This is a genomic window from Candidatus Accumulibacter vicinus (assembly GCF_000584955.1).
In the GTDB taxonomy this organism is placed as follows: Bacteria; Pseudomonadota; Gammaproteobacteria; order Burkholderiales; family Rhodocyclaceae; genus Accumulibacter; species Accumulibacter vicinus.
This window is the reverse complement of record NZ_JDSS02000043.1, coordinates 17,803-28,808: the sequence shown is the minus strand read 5'-3', so window position 1 is coordinate 28,808 and position 11,006 is coordinate 17,803. Positions and strand designations below refer to the sequence as shown.

Sequence of the window (11,006 nt, the reverse complement as noted above, 5' to 3'; positions counted from 1 at the left end):
CCGCGCGCAGCTCGGCGGCGAGCTGGCCAGTCTGCGGCAGCACCTCCTGCGACAGGTTCTCGGTGGCAGCCTGCCGGCCACCACAGAAGCCAGTGCGGTACTCAATGAATTGAAGGGCAATGAGCCACAGGATTTGGCGATGCTTTCGGCCGGACTGGCGGAGATCAGGCGGCTGCTCGTCGCCTGAAAGCAATGGGCCTTCCTGCAATCCGAGGCATTTGAACCTGATCCTCACCGGATTGGCAATTGGCTTATTTCCAGGAGCGCCCTCTAGGGTAGTCACCGGGATCTCAGAGACATAACTAAAAACACCATCGGGGAGATGACCGTGAAGCCGGTTTCCTATACCTGTGCATTGCTGTTGCTGATACTTGGACTACCTTCAACTGGCGTCGCGGGCATGTTTCGTCAATACGCCGATGTGCTTAACGAAACCGTCACACTAGTGAAAACTGGCGAACTCAAGCAGGCTGTGGCAAAGATCGAAAACGTCAACGAGGGAGATGATAAAGACATTCTCTACTTTTTCGAAAAAGGGGAACTGCTGAGTCTCGGCAGCAACTTCACCAGTAGTCGGGAAACCTGGATGAAGGGCGACGAGATCATTCAGGCGTGGGAAAACGAATTTCGTAGCAATCCATCGAAGATATTTGGCGACATTGGCAGTTTTCTGATCAGCGACAAGACCCGTCGTTATGATGGGCAGGACTACGAAAAGGTGCTGCTCTCGACGCGCCTGACCATGAACCACATCATGCTCGGCAATTTCGACCATGCCCGCATCGAAATGAAGAAGACCTATGAACGTGAAAAACTGATCGAGGCTTTCCGTGAAAAGGAGTACGACGCGCTCAAGGCTGAGTCGAACAAACAGGATGCCGGTCAGGTCAGCAATCTTGAAGGCTATCCGATGCAGGAACTCGACACTCCGGAAGTTCGCGAGCTGAAGAACGGTTTCCAGAATGCCTTTGCACACTATCTGGCCGGCTATTTCTTTGAGGTCACCGACGAACCCTCGCTCGCTGAGCCAGGTTACCGTAACGCGCTACAACTGGCGCCTGGCAAAATCATGATCCAGACTGCCCTCAATGAGATTGGCAAACGCGTGCCTGGCCCGGGCGAGACCGACGTGCTATTCGTTTTGGAGACCGGATTTGCACCGCGCATCGACTCGTTGAATATTTCGATCCCCATCATGCGCAAGGGAGGAATGGTCATCACCCCACTCTCCTTCCCGCTGCTCAAGGTTTCAGAACAGGTGCCAGTGCCTGCCTCGCTGGACGTTGCCGGAGGTCGATATCCGGTCGAGACGCTGACCAATATCGACACCCTGGCACGGCGTCTGCTGAAGGATCAAATGCCAGGAATCATCTTGCGCACGGTTATCCGCGCGGGACTCAAATCGGTCGTCCAGGAACAGGCCAACAAGGCGCACTGGGTCGCCGGGCTGGTCGCCAATGTCGTATCTGTAAGTACCGAACAGGCCGACGACCGCAACTGGCGGACCCTGCCAGAACGAATTTCCATCGCTCGTGCGATGCTCCCGCAGGGCCGGCAAGTCATCGAATTCCAGACTCCGGCTGGCATCTACCGCACGGAAGCAGATGTCTCCGGTCGCTTTACGATTGTGCCGATCCGCATCACCGGGAACGCGGTCTATGTCGGACAACCGGGCCATGCCAAGGACATCGCATCTGGCTTGCTGCCCGACAAAACGATTTCCCCTGGCCACCTTGTTCTTCCTGCACCTGACTCCAGTCGATCTTACATGGCTGCCGCTGCACCCGTTGCACCTGTGGCGCATACTGCACCGGCCATGCCGCCAACCGCCGACCTGGGCAGGCGTGTGCAGGTCGGCGATACGACCTATATCGGCGACTTTCGCTTTGCCCAACCCAGTGGGCTACCCAGTGGCAAGGGGGTCATCGAGTGGCAGAACGGACACCGCTTTGAAGGGCAGCTTGTGAACGGTGTCAAGCAAGGCTATGGTGTTTTCATCGCGCCTGGAAGTTTCCGTTACGAAGGCAATTGGGAGTCCAACAAACAGAACGGCAAGGGAAAAACGATTTTCGACAACGGGGACGTGTACGAAGGCGAGATGCTGGAGGGCGAATTCCACGGCCAAGGCAGTTACACGACAAAGGATGGTTACCGCTACGAAGGCTCCTGGAAAAAAGGCGTCAAGGAAGGACCGGGAAAACTGACTTTCCCTGATGGCGATTTCTGGGAAGGAATCTTCAGCAATGACCAACGGACGGCCCAGGGAAAAATGACCTTTGCACCCAAGCCTGACATTGGGGCAAGGCCATAAGACAGCAACCCGAGGCAAGTTTCCCACGACAAAAAAATGGCTGGACGGTGATATCCCGTCCAGCCATTCTTGCTAACTGATTGGCCGTAAAGACCGGGCGCCAGTTGATTACTTGCCGCCGATAACGCCAGCTTCATTGGCAGCGGTGTTGTTTTTGCCCACTGCAACGGCGGTCGCGTTCTTTTGCGATGCCTGGATTTTGGTGTTGCCCTGAATTTGGGTTCCACCCTTGATGGCGCCGGTCGTGTTCTTGGCGGTGTTGCCCTCGCCGACAGCAACCGCTGTTACGTTCTCGTTTTTAGCCTTGATGTCGGTATTGCCCTGAATCTGAACGCCTTGAGCATTCGGTGAGGACATGCTGCCCTTCGGGCCAGTCTGGGAGGCCTGGCCGAAAGCAGCGGTAGAGATGACAGCAGAAGCCAGGGCGATGATAGCGAATTGAGTGCGCATATTTGTTTCCTCCATGATGGAATAATTGAACTATGAACTGATGGGGTGGGTCGGCAGATTACTTGCCGCCGATGACGCCTGCTTCGTTGGCAGCGGTATTGTTCTTGCCCACTGCAACGGCCGTCGCATTCTTCTGCGAGGCCTGGATCTTGGTGTTACCCTGAATCTGGGTTCCACCCTTGATGGCGCCGGTCGTATTCTTGGCTTCATTGCCTTCGCCGACAGCGACCGCCGTCACGTTCTCGTTTTTAGCCTTGATGTCGGTATTGCCCTGGATCTGCACGCCCTGGGGGTTGCTGGAACGCTGGGTTTGTTGAGCGAAAGCCGGGGAAGCAACGATGGCAGCAGCAATCATCATAGAAATCAGACGCATGTGAGTCTCCTTGTTCATTAAAAAGTACTGCGAAAGAATCAACCAGTTACTACCTTGAATACGACGCGACGATTTTTCGGATCGCGCGCGTCGAGGTTCGGCATCGTTTCGGTCGAGCCCTTGCCGACTGGCACAAAGCGCTTCCGATCGATTCCGTTTCGGGTGGAGATGAAATTCACCACCGCATTGGCGCGGTCGCGAGACAGCGCCATGTTTTTGTCAAAATTACCAGCCACATCGGTGTGTCCTTCGACAATGACACAGCGATCCGGCGACAACGCCAGGACTTTGGCGATCTGGTTCAAGGTGCCTTCAGAAGCAGAAGAAACCGTTGCACTACCCGCATTGAACTGGATGGCGAAATCCACTCCCACCGTGCGCACATCAGGCGGCAGCGAGCCGCAATCACGGGAGCCTGCTGTCGAAGCAACTTGAGCCGCGGGTTCGGCCGCTGGAGAGGTGGATTGCTGTTGATTGTCAAAAACAATTGCGCGGGTACGCTTCTGCTGTGGCATGCCGGTTTCGGAGGGCATGCTCATCGCGCGCTCGAGTTCCCTGAGTTTCTCTTCATCCGAGGCAGCCTGGGCTAGACCCATGCCGGAGAGCAACATCAAGCCGATCAATACCCTGGAAATGTTATTCATTGCGATCTCACTTGCAAACGTTGATGACTTCTTTTGTTGTTACAACAATGTCGTTTTTGCGCCCGCCCCGATTATCGTTGGGTTGTGTCGTTCCGACATTGACATTACAGGTGCCTTGCTTCTTGCTGCCGACGTTGACGACCTGCTTCTCATCAGTCGGCGTCTTCTGGCCTTTGGCCTGTTCGGACCAGCGTTTAGCCATCGCACTATTGACCTTCTGGTTTCCATGCGCGTCCAGACCCTGAACGGCATAAGCATTGAGCGTGCTGAAAGTCATCGAAGAGGCGATGGCAAGATTCATCAGTAGCTTATTTGCAATCATCACTGACAACTCCTCCAATATTGGTACAAGCTTTTCTGTTTCGCCCAATGGCAACCGTCGTAACGTTGCCGGCAGCGACATTCACTTTGGTGCTGGATTTCTGGTCACCCTGAATCACACCAACCCGATTCTTCGCAACGTTGTTGTCCCCAGAAGCCACGGCAGTCATGTTTTTTGTGGTCGCATTGATTTCGGTGTTGCCCTGAACTTTCGTGCGCTGATTGGTCTGTGCGAAAGACGAACCGGCGAAAATTGTCAGGCTTGTCAAAGCAAGTATGGTCAGGTCCAGCATTTTCATTTCATGCCTCCTGGTTAGCGCATGGGTAATCGGATGGGCGGACTCCCGCGACGAAATGTTTCTCGCATCGATTGCAATTCCGCATCTGAAACACCCAGCTTGCGGGCACTGAATGATTTGGGATCCGGCGTGAACATCAGATATGCCTGCATTTCGTTGATCAGGAGTTCCTCGTTATTGACCGCATAATTGAAGTTCGTGAGAAACCGCTTGAAAAGTTCCCTCTGATATTCAGTCAAGGTTTCGTACCAGAAACGCTGACAGTACTTGGCGTAATGCGGGTTTGTATAATACTCGCCGTGGGCAAGTTCGTGCAATAGAATGGCATAGCGCGCGCCTGGTGAAACCATCGGTTCACCAACTTTCCGGTCCTGAGTCTGCGGTATCGCAAGCACAACAACGCCCGGTTTCATGGCTTGGTAGAAACCCCGCCAGAAACGCACTAGCCCCTGTTCAATCAGGAACTCGCGAATCGCAATTTCTTCAGGATTCAGTTCGATCTTGTCACGCAATGAATAATTGAAGAACTGCACCAGTTCAGAGACCAGCACATCATGACCAAAAGCAAAGTCGGCCTGTGTGCGGCGTGCGGCTTCAACGTAGCGAGCCAGTTCCTGATTGCCGAGTACTTTGGGATAAGCCTCCGTGGTCTGTTGTTCGGTAAATTGGGTAATGCGGTTGAAACTGCGGCCCTGATAGGTCAAACCTGGAAAATCGAATATGTAAATGTCGGGATTGTCGGCCATCTGCCAGACTGTCAGCTCTCCACTGCGAGTCTCGAGAACCTGCGTAAAGTCACCCTGTACGGCATCCAGCGCCCAGGCCGATTGCAACATGGCCATGAGCATACTGGTGCCGACCAGTTTCCTGATGCATCCGGCAGTGGTGTCAAATCCAGATTTCACTTATCTATCCCATTCGGATTGTTCGAAAGCCTGTCCCGCGCCGCAGTACCAAAAGATTTCGGCATTATTTTCGTAGCGCAGTTCCAATGCATGTCACTATCGGTTTGTCGGAGAAACTATTCCCGGGGGCTGAGGCGATACGCCTGGGCACGTGATATATTGTTACGAACCTCAACCTGTCGCAAGGAGGTCGGCGCACCGATTGATCCCGATACCCACGGATAAACCAGCAAAGCACCTGTCCGTGGACGGTCCTGGTTGTAAACACGCCATGCGTTGCTTCTCTGCATGAGGTAACCCGGCTCTGTCTGTACCAAGGGAACGTAGCGTGACGTCAACCCTCCGGGGGGAGGAGGTGGCTTCACGGCATTATAATCAACGATAATTACCGCATGCGCTGAAGATACCAGCAAGCTCATGGTAAAAATGCCGATGAGGCTATTTTTCATGAATTGCGACATTGCCATCTTTTCCCCACTTGATTACATAGGTCTTGCCTGATTTCCTGGAGGTATAGGGTGATTTTCCCTTTGGGACTTTTTCCCCATCCACAAACACCTCACCGTTGATCACGGCAACACCGTCCATCTGTACATCCGGGTCAATGGTGCCCGCCGTGTTGCTGGCAACCGAACCACCCTTTCCTGTCTGAACTTTCACGCCGAGCCCGGATACATCAACAGATACTTGCGCCTGTGCAACCATCACCATACCGAGAATGGCAAGAGAAAGAACCGCCCACCATTTCATTAATTTCTCCATATCCCACATCTATTAATCGCATAACGCAGTAGGTGAGTGTTCGGTTGACATGGAAGTTCATCGACAACGAACTTTGACTTGCTGCCCATTGCGAAAGATATGCACGATGCTACCTGACATGGTGTCGTCCCCAATTCTCCCGGAAACATTGTCGACATCATGGCACGTCACCAGTGGAATACCGTCCCGACCGACGTGGCTCAAATCGATGTCCTGAGCGTTCCCCGTCCCTGTATAGGCACGTGCACGATTGCGTTGCTCAATATGGCGCGGTTGACCGCCATCGGAACCAGCAGTCCCAGAAAAGGATGAGGGGGGTGAAGAATTGTCACTACCTGGTTGATATGCCCTGGCCTTGCTACGGTTTTCGAATGCTTTCTCTTCGGTTGGTGCGCCGCTGCGAGGAGCAAGAATCCCGACCTCGTCGTCTTCCGGGTTTGCCGGTGCTTCGCCTTGATAGCGCCCCGCCTTCTCACGCTGCGATTGCGAGGTTGATTTTGAAGGGGCCTTTTCTGGCCCAATGATCAACTCCACCAATAACACGTTCTGTCCAGGCTGACCGTCTGTTGCCATTGCCATGGGCGATAGGATCGAGATCATCAGTGCGCTGTTCAGGAGAAGCCGGTTGACCAGAGAGGGCATGGCGGTTTCGTCGATTACCGGGTAACCGTGATGTCGATGTAACTGCTCATGGCAGTCGGGTTGCCTTGACGGTACTGGCTCACCACTTCATCAAGCGAGCGAACAGGCAAGGGAGCCAAATCCCGGGCGCCTTTCAGAGTGGCTGGGACAACCAGTTCGCGGTCTGCACCGATACAGGCAACCCGCTCCTTGCCAGCCTGATCGAAACGAATCCTGAAGCCGCCACTGGGAAGCCTGACGGTGCTGCCAGAGCGCAAGGTCGGATTGCCAAAGAACTGGTTGGGGAAAATCCGTGCCACGGAACGATTGATATCTTCGTAGTAGCAATACACGGTGCCATCACCCGTCAAGGATAGTGACATGTTCAGGAACTCACCGACCTTGTAGCTGGGCTTAGAACCTTTGTCGCTTTCGAGATTCACCCGGAATGCCGCGGCGGGCACAGCCTGCTGCGGGGAAAGCGCTGCCGGCGCAGGCGCAGGAATCGGCCGGGCAGCCGCTGTTTTGGCCGGTGGCGTGCTGGGCACATAAGCCAGATTGTTCTGAATGTCATCGAGCAGACTGGCGTAGAGATCGAAGCTGATTCGCCCATCCGCTACCAGATTGTTTTGTGCCTGATATTCAAGGATGGCATCCTTCAGCGTGTCATTCATCTTGCCGTCGATCGGGCCAGTGTAGCGGTTCATGCTGCCACCCAGCTTGCGCTGAACAAAAGTGATCCTTTCGCTTTCTTTCAGCGTTTCGTAGTTTTCCAGTGCCTGCTCACGAATCACCGGATTGGTGATGTCCGCATCCAGGCAACGCCAGTAAGGCACCTGGGTGAATTGACCCAGCGTCTCGATCAGGCCGAGTTCAAGCAGGGTCCGCGTCGTCGCACCCAGGCCTTCCGAGCGGCTGAAGTCGAGATTGAAAGAGAGGCCAACCTTGCCCAATTTGCCTCCCGCTTCACCGGACTTGCCGGTCTTGATGATGACCATCGTGTTGGAAGTGCTGGTTTGCGGAAGAATCTTGCGCGTGGCCGCATCGCCGATACTCATGTCCATGCTGATCAGGTCATAGGAGGCATCGGAAGAGAAACCAAAGTCGAAGAAAGCGGCCGCCAAACCGAAACCGCTGTTCTTGCGAATGGTGTTGTCATCCATCTGGGTGATCGAGCCCCGGATGTAGTAATCCGGAATTTTCATCATGGACTGACCCTTGGTGTCGAAAAGTCGTGCCAGATCGTCACCGCCGCCATGGAAGTCTATAAACTCAAAAGCGTTGCTCTTGACCGTCATTTTGGCGATGGCGGTAATCAGCATTTCCTTGGTGCCTGTGCGTACCTTGCCGGTTTCATCCGGAATGCCGGTCGAGGTCACGACGATGCCGTTCTTGCCGTAGGCGAGGAACAGCTCATCCATGCATCGCAAGGCCTGGGAGAAATTGGTCACCGTCTTGATGGCCGGGGTCTTCGGGGCGGCAGCATTGGAAACGGTTGCCGCCGGGTCTTGCGACTTGCCAAGCACGTCCTGCGCCGAAGCAAAGTTGCAGAGCAGTGCCAGTGGAAGCATCGTTAAACCGGGGATCAGTTTCGACATAGTTAAACCTTCTTGATGAAATTGATCGTTCAGCGCAATCGACAAAAATTGCGTCCAATAACATACTCTACCACCAAGAGATACCTGCCTAACAAGGAAATATTTCACGATTTGTTCGTACCAGAACGACCCAGACGGGCCTTCTGCACTCGGCAAACAGTCTTCGAGAACTTGCCGTCTCCGCTGCTCGAAGGGGGAATCGACCGACTGCTGTCGCCAGTCACCGTGGCGCATGGCAGGAGTATTCAGCGTGTCAGCAGCATCAGCATCAGCAGATTGACCAACAGCGAGACGCTGGCAATGATCCGCCAGGTGAGCAGCGGGTTGCGTAGAGCCAGCGGAGTCACTGGAGGGCGGTTGAGCGGTCGGGTAGCGCCACGTTCGAGCGCCAGCAGGAATTCTTCAGCGGTTTCGAAGCGCTGCGCCGGGTCTTTCGCAACCGCCTTGAGCAGGATGTTTTCCAGCCAACCCGGGATGTCCGGACGGTAGCGCGTCGGCGCCAAGGGTTCGCCAAATTTCGGATGCTGGAAGGGCTCGATCTCGCCGTAGGGATATTTGCGGGTCAGCAGATGGTAGAGCATGACACCGGCAGCATAGAGGTCATGCGTGGTGCTTGCTCTTTCGCCCGAAAAAAGTTCTGGCGCCATGTAGCTCGGTGTGCCGGGGTTGCCGCTGTCGATTTCGTCTTCGGACAAACTGAGCGCAACGCCGAGATCGAGAATGCGCAGGCGGCCGTCACGCCCAAGGTGAATGTTTGCTGGCTTGATGTCACGGTGGGCGACGTCAAGGCGGTGTAGTGCCGAGAGGCCTTTCATCAGACGGATGCCGTGCAGGATGGCATCCGCAACGGTGAAATGCATGTCGGCATCGAGCATCTGCTGCAGCGTCGCACCCTCGTGCCAGGTCTGCAGGTAGTAGAGGCAACTGCGTCGTTCGGCCGGGAGCAGTTGCGGGAAGAAGGGTGAGACGATACGTCGGGCACGCCATTCCTCCATGATCAATGCGCGAATTTCGTCGGTGTCGTCGGCGAGTTCCGGGCGCAGCGTCTTGAGCACCAGTAATTGGCCGGAGAACTGGTCGGTGACACGGTAAAGCAGCGTTGCTCGCGAGTCGTGCAGCACTTTGTCGATGTGCAGGCCGTCGAAGGTCTGGCCAGGCTTGAAGCGAGGCGGCAAGGGCAGGCGCGACGTGCCTTCGAGCGAGTCACGCAGGTTTTCTGCAGGCAGTTCGACGACGCGCAAGACCACGGCACTGGCATTGTCCTGGCTGCCCGACGCCAACGCCAGGCTGGTTAGCGATGCAGCAGCCTGCTGCGCGTCGGGATGTGCGATCAGTACGCTGCCGATGCGCTGCTTGTCGAGTACGCCCCAGACGCCATCGGAGCAAAGCAAGAAGCAGTCTCCCTCCTGCAGTTCGCCGTCAGCGAAATCGAGATGGAAGTGGCGGTCGAGGCCAACTGCCCTTGACAGAACGTTCCTGAGTTCCGGGTGCTCCCAAACGTGGTCGGTTGTCAAGCGCCGGCAGACGCCATCGCGCAGCAGGTAGAGGCGCGAGTCGCCGACATGTGCGCACACGTAACGCCGGCCGCGCAGCACCAGCGTGGTGAGTGTCGTTGCCATGCCAGCGAGTTCGGGTTGCCGGCTGGCTTCGGCTATGACCCAACGGTTGAGCGGGACGACGACCTTTTCCAGCGCATGCGGCACGCTCCAGGTTTCGGGTGTCGCGTAATAGTCGGAGAGCAGGCTACGCACGGTGTACTCGGCGGCCTCGCGCCCGCCCTTGTGGCCGCCGATACCGTCGGCAACGGCGGCGATCAGGCCCTTGTTCTCAAGATCTGCGCCGTGTGGGGTGACCATGCCGCAGAAGTCCTCGTTACGTTCGCGAGGACCGGTCAGCGAGGAATGACCGATGTCGACGGTCAGCGGCATGCGGGCTGGGCTCCGGAAAGGGAAGGGCGGCAGGTCGCAATGTACCGTGCCGCCCGTGCGAAGAAAATCACCCGTTCAGATTTTGGCTGCTGTCAGGTGCGCGGCACCCCAAGTCGTCCGCCAGCGGTTCTTGACCCCCGAGAGGCCGGCGAAAGCCAATAGCGCCAATGCGGCAAAGATCAGGAAGCCGATCTGATAGCTGCCGGTGATCTGCTTGGCGTAACCGAGCGACGATGCCAGGTAGAAGCCACCGATCCCCCCGGCCATGCCGACCAGACCGGTCATGACGCCAATTTCCTTGCGAAAGCGCTGCGGCACCAACTGGAAGACGGCGCCGTTGCCCATGCCGAGCGCCAGCATCGCGCCGACGAAAGCGAGCAGCGCCATCCAAGCCGTTGGCAGGCCAATACTGACGATGCCGAGGAAGGCCGCTGCCAGCACGTACATCACCGACAGGCTCTTGATGCCGCCGATGCGGTCAGCGACGTTGCCGCCAATCGGTCGCACCAGTGATCCGGCAAATACGCAGGCGGCCGTGAAGAAGCCGGCAGTCTTGGCGTCGAGCCCGTACTGGATATTGAAGTAGATGGTCAGCGACGAGGCGAGGCCGACGAAACCCCCGAAGGTTACCGAGTAGAAGAACATGAACCACCAGGCGTCGGTGTCCTTGAGCACTTTCAGGTATTCGGCCAGCGATTTCGGCGCCGGGCACTCGGGCGCGTCCTTGGCGACGACCAGATAGAAGATGAACCTAGAATCCTCTGTTAACTCGCTCCCAGTGCGAGAGAAGGGGG

General features: G+C 56.1%; 13 protein-coding genes. 2 read left to right on the top strand and 11 right to left on the bottom strand.

The features are described 5' to 3' along the window. Positions 1 to 187 (top strand): hypothetical protein (locus CAPSK01_RS23940; protein WP_273704049.1); only part of this gene is annotated, 187 nt, incomplete at its 5' end. 141 nt (positions 188 to 328) lie between these two features. Continuing rightward, positions 329 to 2,311 carry a hypothetical protein gene (locus CAPSK01_RS18425; RefSeq protein ID WP_273704048.1) on the top strand — a complete coding sequence of 661 codons (1,983 nt, stop codon included), beginning with the start codon at positions 329 to 331 and terminating at the stop codon, positions 2,309 to 2,311. A gap of 108 nt (positions 2,312 to 2,419) precedes the next feature. Here the strand turns inward: CAPSK01_RS18425 and CAPSK01_RS18420 are convergent, their stop codons facing one another. The 11 genes from CAPSK01_RS18420 to CAPSK01_RS18375 form a co-directional block, all read right to left on the bottom strand. Beyond that, complete coding sequence (locus CAPSK01_RS18420; RefSeq protein WP_034930173.1) at positions 2,420 to 2,761, bottom strand: hypothetical protein; 342 nt, start codon at positions 2,759 to 2,761, stop codon at positions 2,420 to 2,422. 58 nt (positions 2,762 to 2,819) lie between these two features. Further along, on the bottom strand, positions 2,820 to 3,176 hold the full coding sequence (locus CAPSK01_RS18415) for a hypothetical protein (RefSeq protein ID WP_273704047.1): 357 nt from the start codon (positions 3,174 to 3,176) through the stop codon (positions 2,820 to 2,822). Further along, a complete protein-coding gene (locus CAPSK01_RS23935) occupies positions 3,173 to 3,778 on the bottom strand; it encodes an OmpA family protein (protein ID WP_273704046.1) in 606 nt (201 codons plus the stop codon). The genes CAPSK01_RS18415 and CAPSK01_RS23935 overlap by 4 nt, the downstream gene beginning before the upstream one ends. A gap of 7 nt (positions 3,779 to 3,785) precedes the next feature. Next, a complete protein-coding gene (locus tag CAPSK01_RS18405; protein WP_273704045.1) occupies positions 3,786 to 4,100 on the bottom strand; it encodes a hypothetical protein in 315 nt (104 codons plus the stop codon). Continuing rightward, positions 4,087 to 4,398, bottom strand: coding sequence for a hypothetical protein (locus CAPSK01_RS18400; RefSeq protein WP_034930167.1), 312 nt, complete (start codon positions 4,396 to 4,398; stop codon positions 4,087 to 4,089). Before CAPSK01_RS18400 ends, CAPSK01_RS18405 begins: the two co-directional genes overlap by 14 nt. A gap of 14 nt (positions 4,399 to 4,412) precedes the next feature. Next, the gene (locus CAPSK01_RS18395) at positions 4,413 to 5,303 is read right to left on the bottom strand and encodes a hypothetical protein (protein ID WP_273704044.1); all 891 of its coding nucleotides are present in this window, start codon (positions 5,301 to 5,303) and stop codon (positions 4,413 to 4,415) included. Between the two features lie 438 nt (positions 5,304 to 5,741). Beyond that, a complete protein-coding gene (locus CAPSK01_RS18390) occupies positions 5,742 to 6,053 on the bottom strand; it encodes a hypothetical protein (RefSeq protein WP_034930162.1) in 312 nt (103 codons plus the stop codon). A 69-nt stretch (positions 6,054 to 6,122) separates the two neighbouring features. Next, on the bottom strand, positions 6,123 to 6,707 hold the full coding sequence (locus tag CAPSK01_RS23930) for a hypothetical protein (protein ID WP_273704043.1): 585 nt from the start codon (positions 6,705 to 6,707) through the stop codon (positions 6,123 to 6,125). A gap of 14 nt (positions 6,708 to 6,721) precedes the next feature. Then, positions 6,722 to 8,284, bottom strand: coding sequence for a DUF4384 domain-containing protein (locus CAPSK01_RS18385; RefSeq protein WP_273704042.1), 1,563 nt, complete (start codon positions 8,282 to 8,284; stop codon positions 6,722 to 6,724). 245 nt (positions 8,285 to 8,529) lie between these two features. Beyond that, a complete protein-coding gene (locus tag CAPSK01_RS18380; protein WP_034930159.1) occupies positions 8,530 to 10,212 on the bottom strand; it encodes a bifunctional protein-serine/threonine kinase/phosphatase in 1,683 nt (560 codons plus the stop codon). A gap of 75 nt (positions 10,213 to 10,287) precedes the next feature. Continuing rightward, positions 10,288 to 11,006 (bottom strand): MFS transporter (locus tag CAPSK01_RS18375; RefSeq protein WP_273704041.1); only part of this gene is annotated, 719 nt, incomplete at its 5' end.

Bases quoted from the DNA above. Each gene is read 5' to 3' on its own strand.
- CAPSK01_RS18400 (WP_034930167.1), bottom strand. From the start codon at position 4,398: ATGAAAATGCTGGACCTGACCATACTTGCTTTGACAAGCCTGACAATT.
- CAPSK01_RS18380 (WP_034930159.1), bottom strand. From the start codon at position 10,212: ATGCCGCTGACCGTCGACATCGGTCATTCCTCGCTGACCGGTCCTCGC.
- CAPSK01_RS18390 (WP_034930162.1), bottom strand. From the start codon at position 6,053: ATGAAATGGTGGGCGGTTCTTTCTCTTGCCATTCTCGGTATGGTGATG.
- CAPSK01_RS23935 (WP_273704046.1), bottom strand. From the start codon at position 3,778: ATGAATAACATTTCCAGGGTATTGATCGGCTTGATGTTGCTCTCCGGC.
- CAPSK01_RS18385 (WP_273704042.1), bottom strand. From the start codon at position 8,284: ATGTCGAAACTGATCCCCGGTTTAACGATGCTTCCACTGGCACTGCTC.
- CAPSK01_RS18420 (WP_034930173.1), bottom strand. From the start codon at position 2,761: ATGCGCACTCAATTCGCTATCATCGCCCTGGCTTCTGCTGTCATCTCT.
- CAPSK01_RS18405 (WP_273704045.1), bottom strand. From the start codon at position 4,100: ATGATTGCAAATAAGCTACTGATGAATCTTGCCATCGCCTCTTCGATG.
- CAPSK01_RS23930 (WP_273704043.1), bottom strand. From the start codon at position 6,707: ATGCCCTCTCTGGTCAACCGGCTTCTCCTGAACAGCGCACTGATGATC.